The 18,754-nt window shown below is 65.0% G+C and carries 18 protein-coding genes; 13 read left to right on the forward strand and 5 right to left on the reverse strand.

The window, feature by feature from the left end; all coding sequences use genetic code 11:
* Window positions 1-85: 85 nt before the first annotated feature.
* From dusB to ntrC, 3 genes are read left to right on the forward strand one after another with little or no spacing between them, the layout of a single operon-like run.
* On the forward strand, window positions 86-1,087 hold the full coding sequence (dusB, locus tag ACFQX9_RS24005) for a tRNA dihydrouridine synthase DusB (RefSeq protein ID WP_018457824.1): 1,002 nt from the start codon (window positions 86-88) through the stop codon (window positions 1,085-1,087).
* Window positions 1,084-2,259: a nitrogen regulation protein NR(II) gene (locus ACFQX9_RS24010; RefSeq protein ID WP_026233448.1), complete on the forward strand. Its 1,176-nt coding sequence runs from the start codon at window positions 1,084-1,086 to the stop codon at window positions 2,257-2,259. Before dusB ends, ACFQX9_RS24010 begins: the two co-directional genes overlap by 4 nt.
* 9 nt (window positions 2,260-2,268) lie before the next feature.
* Window positions 2,269-3,711: a nitrogen regulation protein NR(I) gene (ntrC, locus tag ACFQX9_RS24015; RefSeq protein ID WP_007610301.1), complete on the forward strand. Its 1,443-nt coding sequence runs from the start codon at window positions 2,269-2,271 to the stop codon at window positions 3,709-3,711.
* A 166-nt stretch (window positions 3,712-3,877) separates the two neighbouring features.
* On the opposite strand, the gene ACFQX9_RS24020 is transcribed toward ntrC, so the two are convergent.
* Window positions 3,878-4,024 (reverse strand): hypothetical protein, encoded by a 147-nt coding sequence (locus tag ACFQX9_RS24020; protein ID WP_018457826.1) that lies wholly within the window; start codon window positions 4,022-4,024, stop codon window positions 3,878-3,880.
* Between the two features lie 175 nt (window positions 4,025-4,199).
* Between ACFQX9_RS24020 and ACFQX9_RS24025 the strand changes: the two genes are divergently transcribed.
* The 4 genes from ACFQX9_RS24025 to hflX all read left to right on the forward strand — a co-directional run bounded on the left by ACFQX9_RS24025 (window position 4,200) and on the right by hflX (window position 9,859).
* Window positions 4,200-6,581, forward strand: coding sequence for an ATP-binding protein (locus tag ACFQX9_RS24025; protein ID WP_377790839.1), 2,382 nt, complete (start codon window positions 4,200-4,202; stop codon window positions 6,579-6,581).
* A gap of 27 nt (window positions 6,582-6,608) precedes the next feature.
* Complete coding sequence (locus ACFQX9_RS24030) at window positions 6,609-7,979, forward strand: sigma-54 dependent transcriptional regulator (RefSeq protein WP_007591127.1); 1,371 nt, start codon at window positions 6,609-6,611, stop codon at window positions 7,977-7,979.
* Between the two features lie 237 nt (window positions 7,980-8,216).
* A complete protein-coding gene (gene hfq, locus ACFQX9_RS24035) occupies window positions 8,217-8,465 on the forward strand; it encodes an RNA chaperone Hfq (RefSeq protein WP_007591126.1) in 249 nt (82 codons plus the stop codon).
* 11 nt (window positions 8,466-8,476) lie between these two features.
* Window positions 8,477-9,859 carry a GTPase HflX gene (hflX, locus tag ACFQX9_RS24040; protein ID WP_026233449.1) on the forward strand — a complete coding sequence of 461 codons (1,383 nt, stop codon included), beginning with the start codon at window positions 8,477-8,479 and terminating at the stop codon, window positions 9,857-9,859.
* 20 nt (window positions 9,860-9,879) lie between these two features.
* On the opposite strand, the gene mazG is transcribed toward hflX, so the two are convergent.
* A complete protein-coding gene (gene mazG / locus ACFQX9_RS24045) occupies window positions 9,880-10,734 on the reverse strand; it encodes a nucleoside triphosphate pyrophosphohydrolase (RefSeq protein WP_018457830.1) in 855 nt (284 codons plus the stop codon).
* Window positions 10,735-10,870: 136 nt separating this feature from the next.
* On the opposite strand from mazG, the gene queC reads away from it, so the two are divergent.
* Complete coding sequence (gene queC, locus ACFQX9_RS24050) at window positions 10,871-11,584, forward strand: 7-cyano-7-deazaguanine synthase QueC (protein ID WP_018457831.1); 714 nt, start codon at window positions 10,871-10,873, stop codon at window positions 11,582-11,584.
* Window positions 11,585-11,742: 158 nt separating this feature from the next.
* Here queC and ACFQX9_RS24055 read toward each other — a convergent pair whose 3' ends face one another.
* From ACFQX9_RS24055 to nthA, 3 genes are read right to left on the reverse strand one after another with little or no spacing between them, the layout of a single operon-like run.
* Window positions 11,743-12,123 carry a nitrile hydratase accessory protein gene (locus ACFQX9_RS24055; RefSeq protein WP_018457832.1) on the reverse strand — a complete coding sequence of 127 codons (381 nt, stop codon included), beginning with the start codon at window positions 12,121-12,123 and terminating at the stop codon, window positions 11,743-11,745.
* Complete coding sequence (gene nthB / locus ACFQX9_RS24060) at window positions 12,123-12,782, reverse strand: nitrile hydratase subunit beta (RefSeq protein WP_377790848.1); 660 nt, start codon at window positions 12,780-12,782, stop codon at window positions 12,123-12,125. The genes ACFQX9_RS24055 and nthB overlap by 1 nt, the downstream gene beginning before the upstream one ends.
* Window positions 12,779-13,402 carry a nitrile hydratase subunit alpha gene (nthA, locus tag ACFQX9_RS24065; RefSeq protein ID WP_247368369.1) on the reverse strand — a complete coding sequence of 208 codons (624 nt, stop codon included), beginning with the start codon at window positions 13,400-13,402 and terminating at the stop codon, window positions 12,779-12,781. Before nthA ends, nthB begins: the two co-directional genes overlap by 4 nt.
* 62 nt (window positions 13,403-13,464) lie before the next feature.
* Between nthA and ACFQX9_RS24070 the strand changes: the two genes are divergently transcribed.
* The 5 genes from ACFQX9_RS24070 (at window position 13,465) to ACFQX9_RS24090 (ending at window position 18,699) form a co-directional block, all read left to right on the forward strand.
* Window positions 13,465-14,223 (forward strand): hypothetical protein, encoded by a 759-nt coding sequence (locus ACFQX9_RS24070; protein ID WP_377790850.1) that lies wholly within the window; start codon window positions 13,465-13,467, stop codon window positions 14,221-14,223.
* A 33-nt stretch (window positions 14,224-14,256) separates the two neighbouring features.
* Entirely contained in the window at window positions 14,257-15,063 is an 807-nt protein-coding gene (locus tag ACFQX9_RS24075) for an enoyl-CoA hydratase/isomerase family protein (RefSeq protein ID WP_085349814.1), read from the forward strand.
* Between the two features lie 116 nt (window positions 15,064-15,179).
* Window positions 15,180-16,652: a DASS family sodium-coupled anion symporter gene (locus ACFQX9_RS24080; protein ID WP_377790852.1), complete on the forward strand. Its 1,473-nt coding sequence runs from the start codon at window positions 15,180-15,182 to the stop codon at window positions 16,650-16,652.
* A 225-nt stretch (window positions 16,653-16,877) separates the two neighbouring features.
* Window positions 16,878-18,044: a methionine ABC transporter ATP-binding protein gene (locus tag ACFQX9_RS24085; RefSeq protein WP_377790854.1), complete on the forward strand. Its 1,167-nt coding sequence runs from the start codon at window positions 16,878-16,880 to the stop codon at window positions 18,042-18,044.
* Complete coding sequence (locus ACFQX9_RS24090; protein ID WP_247390653.1) at window positions 18,034-18,699, forward strand: methionine ABC transporter permease; 666 nt, start codon at window positions 18,034-18,036, stop codon at window positions 18,697-18,699. The genes ACFQX9_RS24085 and ACFQX9_RS24090 overlap by 11 nt, the downstream gene beginning before the upstream one ends.
* Window positions 18,700-18,754 lie beyond the last annotated feature (55 nt).

The following is an 18,754-nucleotide window of genomic DNA, read 5'->3' on the forward strand; positions in this document are numbered from 1 at the left end:
AAGATAGGTCATGGCAGGCGCGATGAGGCGCTGCCAACGCAACGAGACCCCTGTGACCGGCTCGGTAGTATCAGACTCTAAGCCATTGAAGATAGGCGATATTGATGTCGCCACCCCGGTCTTCCTGGCACCGATGTCGGGGGTGACTGACTCGCCCGTCCGCCGGCTTGCCGCGGAGTTGGGGGCCGGTCTGGTGGTGTCCGAAATGACGGCCAGCGACGAACTCGCCAATGGCCATCATATGTCCCGGTTGCGCTGCGAAGCCACGGGGATCGGTCCCCACGTGGTCCAGCTCGCCGGGTGCGAGACGCATTGGATGGCGGAGGGCGCCCGGATCGCTGAAGCCGAAGGCGCCGATATCATCGACATCAACATGGGCTGTCCGGCTCGTCACGTCACCGGCGGCCAGTCCGGTTCCGCCTTGATGCGCGACCTCGACCACGCCGTCAGCCTGATCGAAGCGACGATCGCGGCGGTGAAGGTGCCAGTGACGTTGAAGATGCGGCTCGGCTGGGACGACCGCACCCGCAACGCACCGGAACTGGCGCGGCGCGCACAGGCATCAGGCATCAAGCTCGTCACCGTGCACGGCCGCACCCGCTGCCAGTTCTACAAGGGCGAGGCCGATTGGGATGCGATCCGCGCCGTACGCGAGGCCATCTCCATTCCGCTCGTCGTCAATGGCGACATCACCACTTACGAGAAGGCCCTCGCGGCGTTAAAGGCCTCCGGCGCCGATGCCGTGATGATCGGCCGCGGCGCGCAGGGCCAGCCCTGGCTGCCCGGCCAGATCGGCCGCCGCCTCAAGGGTGGGGCGGTGGAAGCCACGCCGCCGCTCGAGACGCAGCTGCATTATGTGCGCACGCTTTATGAAGGCGTCTGCGCGCTCTACGGCCTGCGCATCGGGCTGCGGCACGCGCGAAAACATCTGGGCTGGGCGCTCGACGTCGCGGCCGATGTGAGCCGTGCGCCGGCCGAGAAGCTGAAATCCTGGCGCCAGAAAATCCTCACCTCGGAGGATCCGCACCTCGTTCACCGGTCACTGCAAGATGCCTTCGACGACTTCGCATGGAGCGCCGCTGCATGAGCTCAGTTGCTGAACATCGTCGGCCGTTTCCGTCCGACAGCGATGCCATCCTGGACGCACTTCCCAATCCCGTGCTGATGATCGGGCCGGACGGCAAAATCGTCGCCGCCAACATCGCAACCGAAGCCTTCTTCGATATCTCGACGCAGTTCTTGAAGCGGCAGTCGCTGAAAGAGCTGGTGCCGTTTGGCAGCCCCTTGCTGGCGCTGATCGACCAGGTGCGTTCGTCGAATGCACCTGTCAACGAGTACAAGGTCGATCTGGGCACGCCGCGCATGGGCGGGGACCGCCAGGTCGATCTGCACGTTGCCCCCGTCACGGAACGGCCCGGCCATATCGTGGTGATGCTCCAGGAGCGCTCCATCGCCGACAAGATGGACCGCCAGCTCACCCATCGCAGCGCCGCGCGCTCGGTGATCGCGCTCGCCGCGATGCTGGCGCACGAGATCAAGAACCCGCTCTCGGGCATCCGCGGCGCGGCGCAGCTCCTGGAGCAGCAGGCCTCCTCGGAAGACCGCATGCTGACGCGGCTGATCTGCGACGAGGCCGACCGCATCGTGACGCTGGTCGACCGCATGGAGGTGTTCGGCGACGAGCGCCCCGTGGTGCGCGGCCCCGTCAACATCCATTCGGTGCTCGATCACGTCAAACGGCTGGCGCAGTCCGGCTTTGCCCGCAACATCCGCTTCGTCGAGGATTACGATCCCTCGCTGCCCCCGGTGCTGGCGAACCAGGACCAGCTCATCCAGGTGTTCCTCAACCTGGTGAAGAACGCCGCCGAAGCGCTGATCGACGTTCCCGACGGTGAAATCCAGCTCACCACCGCGTTTCGCCCCGGCGTCCGCCTGTCAGTCCCCGGTCAAAAATCCCGTGTATCCCTGCCGCTCGAATTCTGCGTGAAGGACAACGGACCAGGCGTGCCGGACGATCTTCTGCCAAACCTGTTCGATCCCTTCGTCACCACCAAACAGACCGGCTCGGGTCTGGGCCTCGCTCTGGTCGCAAAGATTATCGGGGATCACGGGGGCATCATCGAATGCGAATCTCAGCCGCGCAAGACAACCTTCCGCGTGCTGATGCCGATGTATTCCACATCGGTGAAACATGCCGATCAAAGCAGTCACGACGGCTCTGCCGGAAAGTCGTCGTCTGCGTCACAGGGGGCGAAATGAGGATTAACGATGCCCGCAGGTAGCATTCTCGTTGCTGATGACGACACCGCCATCCGCACGGTTCTCAATCAGGCACTATCGCGCGCCGGCTACGAAGTGCGGCTGACCGGCAATGCCGCAACGCTGTGGCGCTGGGTCAGCCAGGGGGAGGGCGATCTCGTCATCACCGACGTGGTGATGCCCGACGAGAACGCGTTCGACCTGTTGCCGCGGATCAAGAAGATGCGGCCGAATTTGCCTGTTATCGTCATGAGCGCGCAAAACACCTTCATGACGGCGATCCGGGCCTCCGAGCGCGGCGCCTATGAATATCTGCCGAAGCCCTTCGATCTGAAGGAGCTGATCGCCATCGTCGGCCGCGCGCTGGCCGAGCCGAAGGAGCGGGTCTCGACGCCGAACGAGGACGCCGAGATGGAGGCGATCCCGCTGGTCGGCCGCTCGCCGGCGATGCAGGAAATCTATCGCGTGCTGGCGCGCCTGATGCAGACCGACCTCACCGTGATGATCACGGGCGAGTCCGGTACCGGCAAGGAGCTGGTGGCGCGCGCGTTGCACGACTACGGCAAGCGCCGCAATGGCCCGTTCGTCGCGGTCAACATGGCGGCGATCCCGCGCGACCTGATCGAGTCGGAGCTGTTCGGCCATGAGCGCGGCGCCTTCACCGGCGCCAACACCCGCGCCTCCGGCCGGTTCGAGCAGGCCGAGGGCGGCACGCTGTTCCTGGACGAGATCGGCGACATGCCGATGGAGGCGCAGACCCGTCTGCTGCGCGTGCTTCAGCAGGGCGAATACACCACGGTCGGCGGTCGCACCCCGATCAAGACCGACGTGCGCATCGTCGCGGCCTCCAACAAGGATCTGCGCGTCCTGATCCAGCAAGGCCTGTTCCGCGAGGATCTGTTCTTCCGCCTCAACGTCGTGCCGTTGCGCCTGCCGCCGTTGCGCGAGCGCATCGAGGATCTGCCCGATCTCATCCGTCATTTCTTCGCGCTGGCGGAGAAGGACGGCCTGCCGCCGAAGAAGCTCGACACGCTGGCGCTGGAGCGGATGAAGCAGCACCGCTGGCCGGGCAATGTGCGCGAGCTCGAGAACCTCGCCCGTCGCCTCGCCGCGCTCTATCCGCAGGACGTGATCACCGGCTCCGTCATCGACGGCGAACTGGCGCCACCCACGGTCAGCCCGGGTGCCGCCGTCCAGCATGGCGTCGACAATCTCGGCGGCGCCGTGGAGGCGTATCTCTCTTCGCACTTCCAGGGCTTCCCGAACGGCGTGCCGCCGCCGGGCCTCTATCACCGCATCCTGAAGGAGATCGAGGTGCCACTGCTCACGGCCGCGCTCGCGGCCACCCGCGGCAACCAGATCCGCGCCGCCGATCTGCTCGGCCTCAACCGCAACACGCTGCGGAAGAAGATCCGGGATCTCGATATCCAGGTGTATCGGAGCGGCGGCTAGCCCCCCGCAACGGCCGGTGGCTCAGCTCCCCCTACCAAGCGGAGCTGAGCCTGTCCGATCGCGTTGGCCGTCGTGGCTGACGCGGTGAGCAGAAGTCCCGATCGGACTGAAATGTTCCGCAGGAACATTCAAAAGGTCATTTCAGCCGCGGGACGCGGCCTCACACCTATCTGACAAACCGGCCTGAGACCTGTATTGCGCTGGCGACGTTCGCATTGGGCTCCTGCACCCCGAGACCATTGACCAGCAGGTCCGCCGCCACGATCAGCAGCAGCACGGCCGATACCATCATTGCGAGAAAGAACCTGTGCATGCTGGTCAAGCCGCCGGGGCTGGAATCCGTTCCCGCCCTCCGGCATGTCGCTGTGGATGCGCGGGTCGGTCGCGGCGGTGACGCCGCGGAATTGTCGCAATTCGGCAACAATGTGGTACGAATACATCAGTAGCCGCCCGCCGCGGCCCCCCCGTTTTCAGCACCCATTGCCGGAATGACCAGCGCAGACACCTCGGCCGGATCCTTTGACACGGCCCCAGCAGAAGAGCCCCGGCGTTGGTCGGCGCGACGCTGGCTGGCGCCGTTCGCCGTGGCGCTGGCGCTGCTGTCGGCCTTGCTCACCTTCCTGGTCCTGACCGGCCTCACCAGCATCGAACTGACGCCGCAAGTTGTCCGTTCGTTCTATCTGAGCAACGCAGCCACCATCCTGCTGCTGGTCGGCATCATCATCCGCGAGCTCTGGCAGCTGATCCTGGCGCGACGGCGGGGCAGGGCGGCGGCGCGCCTCCATGTCCAGATCGTCAGCCTGTTCTCGATCGTGGCGGTGCTGCCGGCGGTGCTGGTCGCCGTCGTCGCCAACGTCACCATCGAGCGCGGCCTCGACCGCCTGTTCTCCGGCCCGACCAAGGAGGTGATCCAGAATTCACTGACGATCGCGCGGGCTTACATGCAGGACCATGCGCAGCTGATCCGGGGCGACATTCTCGGCATGGCCAACGACATCGCCCACGCGCGGCCGCTCTACGACCAGGATCGCCGCTCGTTTCGCGAATTGCTGACGTCCAGCGCCGCCTCGCGCAATTTGCCGGGCGCGATGATCATCGACAAGAACACCAACATTCTCGAATCCGCCGACACCGGCATGCGGCTGGCCTATTCGCCGCCGGCACCGGACTTCCTCAGCAACGTCAACGAATCCGAACCCGAGATCGCGGTGCTGCCCGATGCGAGCTTCGTCGCCGCGGTGGTCCGCTTGCGCGCCTTCAGTGACACATTCCTCTACGTCGCACGGCCGCTCGATCCGAATGTCGTCAACCAGCTCAAGCAGACCGAGGTCAGCGTCGCCGAATACGCCCAGATCGAGTCGCGCCGGCTCGGCATCCAGGTCGCGTTCGCGCTGATGTTCGCTGTGATCGCGCTGACCATCCTGATGGCCTCGGTGCTGATCGGCCTCAACTTCGCCAACTCGCTGGTCTCGCCGATCCGGCGGCTGATGAACGCGGCCCAGACGGTCTCGACGGGCGATCTCCATGTGAAAGTGCCGGTGCACCAGTCGGAAGGCGACCTCGCCCAGCTGGGTGAGACCTTCAACAAGATGACGGAGGAGTTGCGTAGCCAGCGCGACGAGCTCGTCAACGCCAGCGAGCTCATCGACAGCCGCCGCCGCTTCATCGAGGCGGTGCTGTCGTCCGCCAGCGCCGGCATCATCGGCGTGGATACCTCAGGCAGCGTCGGCATTCTCAACCGTTCCGCCGAAAAGCTGATCGGTCACTCCGAAGCCGAGACGCTCGGCCATCCGCTCTCCGACGTGCTGCCCGAGCTCGAAGAGATGATGAAGACGGCGCGGGAAGGGACCCAGCGCCTGGTGCAGGGGCAGATCACGATCACGCGCGACGGGCAGGAACGCAATCTGTCGGTCCGCGTCAGCGCCGAGAAGACCAGCCAGCCGCACGACAGCTACATCATCACGCTCGACGACATCACCGAACTGGTCTCGGCGCAACGCACCTCGGCCTGGGGCGACGTCGCGCGCCGCATCGCGCATGAGATCAAGAATCCGCTGACCCCGATCCAGCTCTCCGCCGAACGCATTCGCCGCAAATTCGGCAAGGACATCACCGAGGGCAAGGACAAGCAGATCTTCGAACAGTGCACCGACACCATCGTGCGTCAGGTCGACGACATCCGCCGCATGGTCGACGAGTTCTCGCGCTTTGCGCGGATGCCTAAGCCGGTCATGGAGGGTGAGGACGTCGCCGACACAGTGCGGCAGGCGGTGTTCCTGATGAAGGTCGCCCACCCCGAGATCGATATCGAGGCCGAGTTCAAGGAAGACCCGCTGCGCGCCCAGTTCGACCGGCGGCTGATCTCGCAGGCCGTCACCAACATCGTCAAGAACGCCACCGAGGCGATCGAGCAGGTCCCCCTGGAGGAGCTCGGCAAAGGCCGGATCGACGTCGTGGTCTCGCGCGAGGGCGAGGACGTGCTGATCGACGTCGTCGACAACGGCATCGGCCTGCCCAAGGTGGCGCGCTCGCGCCTGCTCGAGCCCTATGTGACGACACGCGCCAAAGGCACCGGCCTTGGGCTCGCGATCGTCGGTCGCGTGCTGGAAGACCATGGCGGGCGCATCGAGCTGAAGGATGCCTCGGACTTCCGCGAGGGCCAGCGCGGCGCCTGGATGCGGATGCGTTTTGCGATCGCCGGCGCTCCCGCGAAAAGCGAGGGGGCCGAACCGGCAGCCGCGGCAACGACCAAGCCGGAAAGCGGCGAAACGGCCACGCAATCCCTCAAGGATCCGGAAACAAAAGAGGCGGCCGTCGAAACCAAAGAGCCGGCTGAAAAGACCAATGATTCAACGAAGATCAAAGCCTAAACAGGCAGCTGAGAAAACAGGCGATCCATGGCAAGTGAAATTCTGATTGTCGATGATGAGGCCGATATTCGGGATCTCGTTGCGGGCATCCTCGAAGACGAGGGCTTCGTGACCCGGACCGCGCGCGACAGCGATACGGCGCTCGCCGAGATCGCCAACCGCAGGCCGCATCTGGTGTTCCTCGACATCTGGCTGCAGGGCTCCAAGCTCGACGGCTTGCAGCTCTTGGAGCAGGTCAAGAAGGACAACCCCGATCTGCCGGTCGTGATGATCTCCGGCCACGGCAACATCGAGACCGCGGTCGCCGCGATCAAGCGTGGCGCCTACGACTTCATCGAGAAGCCGTTCAAGACCGACCGGCTGATCCTGGTCGCCAACCGTGCACTGGAGAACTCGCGGCTCAAGCGCGAGGTCAAGGAGCTGAAGCAGCTCGCGCCGAGCGCAAGCTCGCTGGTCGGCCGCTCGCCCAGCATGAACCAGCTGCGCCAGACCATCGAGCGTGCGGCCAAGGCCAACAGCCGCATCCTGATCGTCGGCCCCGCGGGCGCCGGCAAGGAACTGACCGCCCGCACGTTGCACACGGCCTCGGGCCGCGCCGACGGCCCCTTCGTCGTCATCAACGCCGCTGCGATCACGCCCGAGCGGATGGAGCACGAGCTGTTCGGCATCGAGCAGTCCAACGGCGAGCACGCGCGCAAGCCCGGCGCACTCGAAGAAGCTCATGGCGGCACGCTGTTCATCGACGAGATCGCGGACATGCCGCGCGAGACCCAGAACAAGATCTTGCGCGTGCTGGTCGAGCAGTCGTTCCAGCGCGTCGGCGGCAACGGCAAGGTGCAGGTCGACGTCCGCATCATCTCCTCCACCGCGCGCAACCTCGAAGAGGAAATCGCGGCCGGTCATTTCCGCGAGGACCTCTATCACCGGCTCTCGGTGGTGCCGATCCGCGTGCCCGCATTGTCGGAGCGGCGTGAAGACATTCCGGAATTGATCGACTATTTCATGGAGCAGATCTCCGCGGGCAGCGGCCTGCCCAAGCGGCAGATCGGCCAGGACGCGATGGCGGTACTGCAGTCGCATGTCTGGCCGGGCAATGTGCGCCAGCTCCGCAACAACGTTGAGAGAGTCATGATTCTCGCCGCTGGCGGGCCGGAAGTCATCATCACTGCCGACATGCTGCCGCAGGATGTCGGCTCCATGGTGCCCGCGATGCCGACCAGCAACAATGGCGAGCACATCATGGGCCTGCCGCTGCGCGAAGCCCGCGAAGTGTTCGAGCGCGACTATTTGATTGCACAGATCAGCCGTTTTTCAGGAAATATTTCTCGCACGGCCGAGTTTGTTGGCATGGAACGCTCGGCGCTGCACCGGAAGTTGAAGGCGCTCGGCGTCGGCTAACGCTGCGACGTCGTTGGAATAGGCGAGGAAAATCATCGATTTCCGTAGTTTTTCGGGGCAATACGGCATGGGCTGCCGCGTGAAGCGGCTTGCCTAATAAGCCTACCTGTCCTCTAATTGAACCGCTGTCCCCCCGAGGGGGATCTCATGAGGGACGGCAACCGGACGAGGACCCCGAGTTTCAAAAGAGGGCCGCAACCGGCGCAATAAAAAGAAACTCAAAGCGAGAAAAAAACAATGGCGGCAGACCGCGCACAAAACCTGCAGGACACCTTCCTTAATCACGTTCGCAAAACCAAAACGCCACTGACGATCTTTCTGGTCAACGGAGTGAAGCTCCAGGGCATCGTGACCTGGTTCGACAATTTCTGTTTGCTGCTTCGGCGCGACGGTCACTCGCAGCTCGTCTACAAGCATGCGATCTCGACCATCATGCCGGGCGCTCCGATCCAGCTGTTCGAAGGCGGTGAGGATCAGCCGGCTTGAGAGTGATCTGATTGGAACCCCGGAATTTCGACGGGGATGCCGACCGTCCGCGGTCGGCAGGGGGTACGCAGACGGGGCGGGTGCTTGTCATCGGTCCCTATTTGCGGGTGCGCGCAGGCAGTGCCGACGCGCAATCGGAAGCTCATGTCGTGCGTGACGCGGAAGCCCGGCTCGACGAAGCCGCCGGGCTCGCGCGCGCGATCGATCTCGTCGTTGCCGACGCCATCATCGCGCCGATCAGCCAGATCCGCCCTGCGACCTATATCGGCAAGGGTAAGGTCGAGGAGATCGCCGCGCTCGCCAAGAGCCTCGACGTCGAACTCGTGGTGATGGATTGCGCGCTTGCGCCGATCCAGCAGCGCAACCTCGAGAAGGAGTTGCAGGCAAAGGTGCTCGACCGCACCGGTCTCATCCTGGAAATCTTCGGCCGCCGCGCCAAGACCAAGGAAGGCTCGCTCCAGGTCGAGCTCGCGCATCTCAACTATCAACGTTCGCGCCTGGTGCGCTCATGGACCCATCTCGAGCGCCAGCGCGGCGGCTTTGGATTCATGGGCGGTCCCGGCGAGACGCAGATCGAAGCCGACCGCCGCCTGATCCAGGAGCGCATCTCCAAGCTCGAGGGCGAACTGAAGAAGGTGCAGGCCACACGCCGCCTGCATCGCGCAGGCCGCCAGCGGGTGCCGTACCGCGTCGTGGCGCTGGTCGGCTACACCAATGCCGGCAAATCGACGCTGTTCAACCGCCTGACCCGCGCCGACGTGCAGGCCGCCGACATGCTGTTCGCCACGCTGGATCCGACCCTGCGCGCGCTCACCCTGCCGCATGGCGGCAAGGCGATGCTGTCGGACACCGTCGGTTTCATCTCCAATCTGCCGACGCAGCTCGTCGCCGCCTTCCGCGCCACGCTGGAGGAGGTGCTGGAGGCCGACGTCATCCTGCATGTGCGCGACATCTCGCACGACGATGCCGAGGCGCAGCAGAGCGACGTCGACGCGGTGCTGCGCCAGCTCGGCATCAATCCCGATGATTCAGGCCGCATCATTGAGGTCTGGAACAAGATCGACCGTTATGGTCCCGAACAGCGCGAAGAACTCTTGAATATCGCCGCGCGCAGGCCGGAGGACCATCCCGCGATGCTGGTGTCGGCCGTGTCGGGCGAAGGGGTCGACGCGCTGCTCGCCGCGATCGAGGAGCGCTTGGCCGCCAAGCGCATCACGCTCGACCTCTCCATCGATGCCTCCGACGGCGCCGGCATCAGCTGGCTGCATCGGAATTCCGAAGTGCTGGCGAAAGAGCTGCACGACGGCCGCTTCGACATGACGGTGCGGGTGGACGAGACCAAGCGGGATATCGTGGTGAACCGGTTCGATGCCGTGCCGCGACTGTCCGTGTAGTTAGTGTCGTCCCGGCCGAGTTAGCGGCCGGCTTGCTTGCGCTCCTCTGGTGACGACTGCTTCGCACTCTTCGCCTCATTCCACAACGCGTCCATCTCCGCCAGCGACGCCTGCTCGAGGGTCCGCCCCTGCGCCTCCAGCGCCCGTTCGATATAGGCAAACCGCCGCTCGAACTTCGTGTTGGTCGCCCGCAGCGCGGCTTCCGGATCGGCATCGACATGGCGGGCGAGGTTGACCAGCGCGAACATCAGGTCGCCGGTCTCTTCCGCCAACCCCTCGCTGTCGTTGCGATCGAGTGCGGCCTCGATCTCGTCGGCTTCCTCGCGGATTTTTGCCAGCACCGCGCGCGGATCGTTCCAGTCGAAGCCGACAGTGGAGGCCTTGCGCTGCAGCTCCATGGCGCGCGTCAGGGCGGGCTGGCCGGCCTTCACGCCTGACAGCAGCGACTTGTGGGACGGCGCTTCCTGGGGTGGCCGGCGCGCGGCGCGCTCGGCTTTCTCCTCGGCCTTGATGCGGTCCCAGACTTCCTTGACGTGGGAGGAGGCGAGATTGCCCTCCTTGTCGGCGAAGACGTGCGGATGGCGCCGGATCATCTTGCGGGTGATGGCCTCGACGACATCGCCGAAGGCAAAGGCGTTCTGCTCCTCGGCCATCTGAGCATGGAACACCACCTGCAGCAGGAGGTCGCCGAGCTCCTCGCAGAGATCGTCGAGATCGCCGCGGCTGATGGCCTCGACCACCTCATAGGCTTCCTCGATCGTATAGGGGGCGATGGTCGCAAAATTCTGCTCGAGGTCCCAGGGGCAGCCAGTCACCGGCGTGCGCAGCGCCGCCATGATCTCGATCAGGCGGGAAATGTCGCGGGAAGGGGTCATTGCGGGCATTCTCCTGGCTCTCAAGCCTTATGCCAAAAGCGCCCCCGTTCCCAGCGTAGCGCGGCGGAACAGGGTGATTTCCACCGGTTGGCGCGCCAGATTGGCGAGCCGCGTGCGCAGTGCTAAAGCGCGGGCCATGACTGACGCATCTTCATCCGAAACCGCGCTGGTGCTGTTTTCCGGCGGCCAGGATTCCACCACCTGCCTTGCCTGGGCGCTGAATCGTTTTGCGCACGTGGAGACGCTTGGGTTCGATTACGGGCAGCGCCACGCCATCGAGCTTGCCTGCCGCGACCGGCTGTTCGACGGCATCAAGGGCCTGCGCACGGATTGGGCTTCCAGGCTCGGGGAGAGCCACACGCTAGCGATCCCGACGCTGGCGGCCGTGTCCGAGACGGCGCTGACGCGCGACGTCGCGATTGCGATGGGCGCCGACGGCCTGCCGAACACGTTCGTGCCCGGCCGCAATCTGGTGTTTTTGACTTTCGCCGCGGCGCTGGCCTATCGGCGCGGCATCAGTTACATCGTCGGCGGCATGTGCGAGACCGACTATTCCGGTTATCCCGATTGCCGCGACGACGCCATCCGCGCGATGCAGGCCGCGCTGTCGCTCGGCATGGCCCGCAAGTTCGAGCTGCATACCCCGCTGATGTGGATCGACAAGGCCGCGACGTGGAAGCTCGCCCATGACCTCGGCGGCGACGGGCTGGTCGACCTCATCCGCGAGCAGTCGCACACCTGCTACCTCGGCGAACGCGGCGCGCAGCATGATTGGGGATACGGCTGCGGAGAATGCCCGGCGTGCAGCCTGCGGGCGAAGGGGTGGCGGGAGTACGTGGCGGGACGGTGATACCATAGACTCGGTGTCATCACCCGCGAAAGCGGGTGATCCAGTACTCCGAGAAGGTAGCGATAATCGACAGGCCGCGGCGTACTGGATTCCCCGCCTTCGCGGGGAATGACAGTGTTGGTTGGGATTAGAGTGTACCCAAGCAACGCGCAAAGGGACTACGGCGCAAAATCCTCCGCCTTCAGCTCGATCGGCTTGCCGTGCGGGGTGCGATCGGCCGCGTGGTCCCAGGCGTCGCGGTAGCGATGCAAGGTCTCCGCAGACGCAACGCCCTTGCGCGCGACCAGCCCCTCAAGCGTGGCGAGCCAATGGAGATAGTAGGTCTCGCCCGTATCGGGATCGCCGGCCGCCTGCGCGCGCTTGATCTCGGAGGCCAGGGCTGCCGCCCATTCGGGCCAGGTGAACACGCCGCGCTCGTGCAGCGTCAGCGCCATCGCGAAGGCGTGCGCCTCCCAGGGCGCGCGGAACACCGGGCCGTCATCATCGCGCGGAATGCTCGGGATCGCTGCCGTCGCGGCAGCAGCAGCCGTGCTGCTCATCACGCCGGGTCCAGATACGGCTCGAACGCATCGATCGAGACTTTCGAGGTCGGATCGCCGTCCGCACCCCAGAGATCGCGGCCCTCGAACACGACGGTGTAGAGCCATTGCGGATTTTCGCCAAGCTCCATCGCCGCCGAGTCCGGAAACACGTGGCAGCCATGGTTCAGCTCGACGATTCCGACATGACCGCGCACGTAGCGCGGCAGGCGGGTGTGGGTCGCCGGGTGAATGTTCTTCGCGCGGACCTTGTCACCGATCTTGAATTTCGCCGGCGCCGGGGCGGGGCGGGCGAACTTGCCGCGCACCATGATGCGCTCGACCTGGCCGAGATCGAACCTGCCGTGCTTGAGCGCCTTGGCCGGCTGCATCGCGTGGCCGGCGGCGACTTCCTCCCGGGTGAGATAGCCTTTCTCGATCAGCATCTCCTCGAGCCCGAGAAACCATTTCTTGTAATAGGAGCTCGAGAGATAGACATGCGGCGGAATCGTCTCGCGATAGAAGCGCGAGGTGTCGATGTTGAAGGCGCCGGCGGCGCCCATCGCGCGCACCATGGCGAGAACACGCGATTCCCATTCCTCGTGGAACACCGGCTCGTTCAGCTCCGGCTCGACCTTGCCGAAGCCGTCCATGCCGCCCATGTCGTGCACGCCGTTCATGACGGCGCCCCCGGCGCCTTGGGAAAGCCGGTGCCGATCATGGAATCGCGCGTGACCAGCTCGGCGAGCTGCTCCTCGCTCCAGCCTTCGGTCCCCGCGGGGCGCATCGGCAGCACCAGAAAGCGCGTTTCGGCGGTCGAATCCCATACCCGGATTTCAACGTCCTTGGCGACTTGCACGCCGAAATCGGCGAGCACGCCGCGCGGGTCCTTCACCGCGCGGGAGCGATAGGGCGCGGCCTTGTACCAGACCGGCGGCAGCCCCAGCATTTCCCAGGGGTAGCAGGAGCACAGGGTGCACACGACCATGTTGTGACGTTGCGGCGTGTTCTCGACCACGACGAGGTGGTCGCCGACGCGGCTGACATGGCCGAGCGTGCCGATCGCCTTCGAGCCGTCCTCCAGCAGCGCCGTCTTGAACGCCGGATCGCTCCAGGCCTTGGCGACAACGCGCGCGCCGTTATGGGGGCCGATCCGGGTCTCATAGGCCTGGATGATGGCGTCGAGCGCGGCCGGCTCGACATAGCCTTTTTCGGTCAGGATCGTCTCGAGCGCGCGCACGCGCAGCTCGGTCTCCGACAGCTCGGAATGGTCGTGATCGTGGTGATGATGGTCGCTCATGGGGCGAAGATAGTCCCAGAATCCGGGCGTTGTCGAGGCGAAGACTCTGCTAACATCGCACCATGGGCTGGGCTGCAAGAACCGGAATAACCGTCGCAATCGCGGCTCTTGGCGCATTCGCGGCGCAGGATGCGCGCGCCGCGAATGGCGCCTATGCGGTCGATGCCGCCGACATTTCCGATGTGGGCTCCTGCAAGGTGGAAAGTTGGCTGTCGGCGGCTTCCAACACGGATTTTTCGGCGGTCGCCAATCCCTCGTGTGTCGTCGATCTCTTCAGGCCGATCGAGCTGAGCCTGCAGACCATCCGGGCCCGGAGCGGCGGCGACTGGAGCACGACAATCGCGCCAAAAGCCAAGACGAATTTCGTCCCGACCGGAATCGGCCGGTGGGGATTGTCGGCCTATGGCGGAGGATCGTTCGACGCGGCGACCGGCGAGGCGCTATCCGCCTTTGCCGTCATCCCCGCGACCTTCCGCCTGTCGGAGACCATGCGCATCAACGTCAACGGCGGCTGGCTCTGGGATCGGACGGTGGATCGCCATTACCTGACCTACGGCATCGGCTTCGATTGGAAATTCACCGACACGCTGCAATGGACGATCGAGGCGTACGGGCAGGCCGGCGCCGCCGAGGTCGCAAGCATCGTGCAGCCGCGTTTCCAGACCGGTGTCCGCTACCGACCGAACGAGATATTCTCCGTCGATCTGATCTACGGCCGCAACATCACCGGCGAAAATGCCAACTGGATCACCATCGGGACCACGATCCGGTTTCCGGTCCATGGAAGCGAACCCGAACATCGGCGCACCGGGCATCTGTGAGCGCCAGGAAGACCAAGACCAGGGGAGTTTGCGTTGCCTGACTATGTCAAGATCGAGAAGGGCCTCGGGCCGGAGGGACGGATTGCGGTGGTGCGGTTCGACCGCGGCGACGGCATCAATGCGCTATCGCCAGAGGCTTTACGCCAGCTCACCGCGGCCGCGCGCAGTTTTGAGGATGACGCCGCAACCTCTGCCGTGGTGCTGACAGGCAGCGCGGCTGCGTTCAGCGCCGGCTTCGACCTCAAGGATGCCGAAGGCCGCGCGCGCAAGGACATGGACCTCGGCACGCTGCGGCGGCATCTCAAGCTCGGACCGCGCCTGACCCACGCCTGGCAGGAGATGGAGCAGATCACGATCGCCGCCATCGAGGGGTTTTGCGTCGGCGGCGGCGTGGCGCTGGCCGTCGCGCTCGACTTCCGCGTCATGGGACGCGATGCCCATCTGCGCGTGCCCGAGATCGGCCTCGGCATGAACATGAGCTGGCAGAGCATTCCGCGCATGCTGCATCTGATCGGCCCGGCGCGCACCAAGCAGGCGGTGGTCCTGGCCGATCAGCGCATCAGCGCGGATGAGGCCTATGAGTGGGGCCTGGTCGAGCAGGTGGTCGATCCCGGCCATGCGTTCGATGCCGCGATGGAGCTTGCGCGCAAGGTGGCAGCGCAGCCGCCGCTCTCCGTTGCCATGACGAAACTCACGGTCAACCGGCTGGCGCATGCGCTGGATAATCTCGCCAGCCACATGGACGTCGACCAGTTCGCCCTGGCAAGCCTTAGCGAGGACCATAAGGAGGGCGTCGAGGCGTTCCTGACGCGACGCAAACCGAAGTTCAGAGGGCGGTAGAAGCCGGCCCGGCCATTGATTGCGCCGCGGACAATCCGTATACGCCGCGTGGGACAAAAACAATACGTCCGATCAACGGGCCGGCAGACGACAATGACGATCGAGGGGGAGGGCCCATGACCACTGGCACGCAGGCACCCGAGGCGAAAGGGTTTCGCTGGAAGCTGATCGCGCCGCTCGCGGTATGGCTGCTGATCTATCTGTGGCCGGTGCCCGCAGGGCTCAACGCCAATCAGTGGCACTATTTTGCGATCTTCGCGGCCGTCATCACCGGGCTCATCCTGGAATCGATGCCGGTGGGCGCGGTCGGCCTGATCGGGCTGACGGTTGCCGGCGTCGGCGGTTATATCGATCCCGATCCGACCAAGTCGCTGCGCTGGATGCTGGCGGGCTTTGCCGAGAGCACGGTGTGGCTGATCGTCGGCGCCTTCGTGTTCTCGATCGGGTACCGCAAGAGCCAGCTGGGCCGGCGTATTGCGCTCGTGCTGGTGCAAAAGCTCGGCACCAACACGCTCGGTCTCGGCTATGCCGTGGCGATGTCGGACTTCTTGCTGGCGCCGGCGACACCGTCCAACACCGCGCGCAGCGGCGGCATCGTCTATCCCATCATCAGCAACATCCCGCGCATCTACGGCTCCGAGCCAGGACCGACCGCCGGCAAGATCGGCACCTACGTGATGTGGACCGCGTTCGCGTCGACCGCCGTCACCAGCTCATTGTTCTTCACCGCGCTGGCGCCCAATGCGGCGGCGCTGGCCATCGCCAAGAAGACCGTCGGAATCGACGTCAGCTGGGCGCAGTGGTTCATCGGCTTTGCGCCGCTCGGCCTGCTCCTGATGGTGCTGGTCCCGCTGCTCAGCTACGCGGTCTGCCGCCCCGAGGTGAAGAGCAGCCCGGAAATTTCCGAATGGGCATCGAGGGAGCTCGCGGAGATGGGCCCGATGTCGCGCAATGAATGGATCATGCTGGCGCTGATCTTGCTCGCGATGTTCCTGTGGATCGCGGGCTCGAGCCCGGACATCCGCGTGCCGCTTCTGGGCTCGAATTTCGTCAACGCCACCACCGTCGTGTTCATCGTGATCTCGCTGATGCTGGTGACGGGCGTGATCGAGTTTGCCGACATCGTCGCCGAGAAGGGCGCCTGGGAGGTGTTCTTCTATTTCACCTCGCTGCTGACGCTGGCCTCGGGCCTCAACGAGATCGGCTTCATCAAATGGTTCGCCACCGAATACGCAAAGCCGCTCGCCGGGCTGTCGCCGTCCACCGCGATGCTCCTGCTGGTCGCGCTGTTCTTCTGGATTCACTATTTCTTCTCCAGCATCACCTCGCATGCCGCCGCCGTGCTGCCCGTGGTGCTCGCGGTCGGATCCGGCATTCCCGACCTGCCAGTCACGACGCTCGCCATGCTCTGCATGTATTCGCTCGGTCTGATGGGCGTGATCTCGCCTTATGCGACGGGGCCGGCGCCGATGTATTTCGGCAGCGGCTATATCGGCAAGGGTCAGTTCTGGGGTTTTGGGCTGATTTTCGGGGTGCTCTATTTCGCGGGGCTGCTGCTGATCGTATGGCCCTGGTTGCGGGTCCACTGAGCCGGCGGAGGCCCATACGGCGGCAGATGAATTTTCTTCAGCGGGGAGACATTTGGAAAACTTCGTCCAACTCCCCGCAAATATCTGACATTGCCAGAGCGACCCGAAAGGGCGATTGTGCGTGCTGCGGTGCAGCGCGCTCCAGCCGAGTCCTCATCGCGGTTTCACTCTCCGTCGCTTGATGCGACCGTTCCCGGATGCCCAGGGGCAAGGGAACTATTGTGCATGAAGGCCGCCTCCATGAACGTCCACCCGTCGCTCGCGATCGGACAGCCGATCGAAAAGTTTGACGCGATCTCAGCTCACGCGATCTCACCTGCCGCGACTGCGCCCGACGCGATGGTCCGCTTCGAAGGCATCTCGAAAACCTATCCGGCCTATCGCGGCAAGCCCGGCGTCAATGCCCTGCAAAACATCGACTTCGCCATCCCGCGCGGTTCGATCACCGGAATCATCGGCCGCTCCGGCGCCGGCAAATCGAGCCTGGTCCGGCTCATCAACGGCCTGGAGAGGCCGACCACGGGCCGCGTCGTCGTCGATAACAGAGATATCTCAGCACTCTCGGGCTGCGACTTGCGGCTGGCGCAGCGCTCGATCGGTATGATCTTCCAGCACTTCAATCTACTGTCCTCCCGCACCGCTGCCGCCAACATCGCGCTGCCGCTGGAGATCGCCGGCTGGGCCAAGGCCGATATCCGCGCGCGCGTGGCCGAGCTGCTTGCGCTGGTGGGCATCGCAGACAAGCACGATCGCTATCCGTCAGAACTCTCCGGCGGCCAGAAGCAGCGCGTCGGCATTGCCCGTGCGCTCGCGACGCGGCCGAGCGTGCTGCTGTCGGATGAGGCGACCTCGGCGCTCGATCCGCAGACCACGCGGGCGATCCTCGATCTGCTCGCGAACATCAACCGCGAGCTGGGCGTGACCATCGTACTGATCACCCATGAGATGTCCGTGGTGCGCCAGCTCGCGAGAGACGTCGTGGTGCTCGATGCCGGCCACGTCGTCGAGAGCGGCCATGTCGCCGACATCTTCACCCACCCAAAGCATCCGATCACGCAATCCTTTCTGGCCGAAGTGATCGGAGACAGCCTGCCGGTGTCGCTGGCGAGCCGTATCGTTTCGGAGCTGCCTGCGGATGGACAGGCCGTGATCCGCGTCCAGGTGCGCGGGGCAGGGGCCGGCGACACGATGGTGGCGCGGCTGGCGCGCGAGCTCGGCCTCGACGTGTCGCTGCTGTCGGCCCGCATCGACGAGATCGGCGGCCAGCATGTGGGCTCGCTGACGCTTGGTATCCCTCTCGGCATGTCCGGCGGCGAGGACGCGCCGGCGCGCACGCTGGCCTGGCTTTCACAACATCAATTCCCCGCGGAGGGTCTCGGCTATGTCGCCTGAACTCATCAACCTGATCGTCCAGGCGACTGGCGAGAGCCTGTACATGGTCGGGCTCGCGGCGCTGATCGGCACCGTCTTCGGCCTGCCGCTCGGCGTCTTTCTCGCGACCAGCCGGAAAGGCGAGCTGTTCGCGGCGCCCGTCGTCAACCGCGTGCTCGGCATCGTCGTCAACGCGACGCGGTCCACGCCTTTCATCATCCTGGTCGTCGCCATTATCCCGTTCACGCGGTTGGTGGCCGGCACCTCGATCGGATCGACGGCCGCGATCGTACCGTTGACGATCGCATCGGCGCCGTTCATCGCGCGCCTGGTCGAGGCCGCGATCCGCGAGGTCGATGGCGGCCTGATCGAGACGGCGTCCTCGTTCGGGGCCTCGCCGATGCAGATCGTGCTCAAGGTGCTGATCCCCGAAGCGCTGCCGGGTCTTCTGCTGGCGCTGACGCTCGCGGTTGTCAGCCTGCTCGGCTATTCCGCCATGGTCGGCGCCGTCGGAGGCGGAGGCCTGGGCGATCTCGGCATCCGCTACGGCTATCAGCGCTTCATGCCGGAGATGATGCTGGCCGTCGTCGTGGTGCTGATCGCGCTGGTGCAGCTCGTGCAGAGCGCCGGCGATTATCTAGCGCGCCGGGTCAATCGCCGGCTGCGACATCGCTGACGCCGTTTTAGACATTTCGAACAAGCAGGTTCTTGTCGGTCTGGAAGCGTTCCAA

Origin of the sequence: Bradyrhizobium sp. GCM10028915, assembly GCF_042666195.1 — a bacterium.
Lineage (GTDB): Bacteria > Pseudomonadota > Alphaproteobacteria > Rhizobiales > Xanthobacteraceae > Bradyrhizobium > Bradyrhizobium canariense_D.

What these genes read in the sequence shown, in the direction of transcription:
- ACFQX9_RS24055 (WP_018457832.1), bottom strand. Translation starts at nt 12,123, where the DNA reads ATGAGCAGCACGGCTGCTGCTGCCGCGACGGCAGCGATCCCGAGCATT.
- ACFQX9_RS24025 (WP_377790839.1), top strand. Translation starts at nt 4,200, where the DNA reads ATGACCAGCGCAGACACCTCGGCCGGATCCTTTGACACGGCCCCAGCA.
- nthB (WP_377790848.1), bottom strand. Translation starts at nt 12,782, where the DNA reads ATGAACGGCGTGCACGACATGGGCGGCATGGACGGCTTCGGCAAGGTC.
- ACFQX9_RS24020 (WP_018457826.1), bottom strand. Translation starts at nt 4,024, where the DNA reads ATGCACAGGTTCTTTCTCGCAATGATGGTATCGGCCGTGCTGCTGCTG.
- ACFQX9_RS24085 (WP_377790854.1), top strand. Translation starts at nt 16,878, where the DNA reads ATGAAGGCCGCCTCCATGAACGTCCACCCGTCGCTCGCGATCGGACAG.
- ntrC (WP_007610301.1), top strand. Translation starts at nt 2,269, where the DNA reads ATGCCCGCAGGTAGCATTCTCGTTGCTGATGACGACACCGCCATCCGC.
- ACFQX9_RS24010 (WP_026233448.1), top strand. Translation starts at nt 1,084, where the DNA reads ATGAGCTCAGTTGCTGAACATCGTCGGCCGTTTCCGTCCGACAGCGAT.
- queC (WP_018457831.1), top strand. Translation starts at nt 10,871, where the DNA reads ATGACTGACGCATCTTCATCCGAAACCGCGCTGGTGCTGTTTTCCGGC.
- ACFQX9_RS24030 (WP_007591127.1), top strand. Translation starts at nt 6,609, where the DNA reads ATGGCAAGTGAAATTCTGATTGTCGATGATGAGGCCGATATTCGGGAT.
- ACFQX9_RS24090 (WP_247390653.1), top strand. Translation starts at nt 18,034, where the DNA reads ATGTCGCCTGAACTCATCAACCTGATCGTCCAGGCGACTGGCGAGAGC.
- ACFQX9_RS24070 (WP_377790850.1), top strand. Translation starts at nt 13,465, where the DNA reads ATGGGCTGGGCTGCAAGAACCGGAATAACCGTCGCAATCGCGGCTCTT.
- nthA (WP_247368369.1), bottom strand. Translation starts at nt 13,402, where the DNA reads ATGAGCGACCATCATCACCACGATCACGACCATTCCGAGCTGTCGGAG.
- ACFQX9_RS24080 (WP_377790852.1), top strand. Translation starts at nt 15,180, where the DNA reads ATGACCACTGGCACGCAGGCACCCGAGGCGAAAGGGTTTCGCTGGAAG.
- hfq (WP_007591126.1), top strand. Translation starts at nt 8,217, where the DNA reads ATGGCGGCAGACCGCGCACAAAACCTGCAGGACACCTTCCTTAATCAC.
- mazG (WP_018457830.1), bottom strand. Translation starts at nt 10,734, where the DNA reads ATGACCCCTTCCCGCGACATTTCCCGCCTGATCGAGATCATGGCGGCG.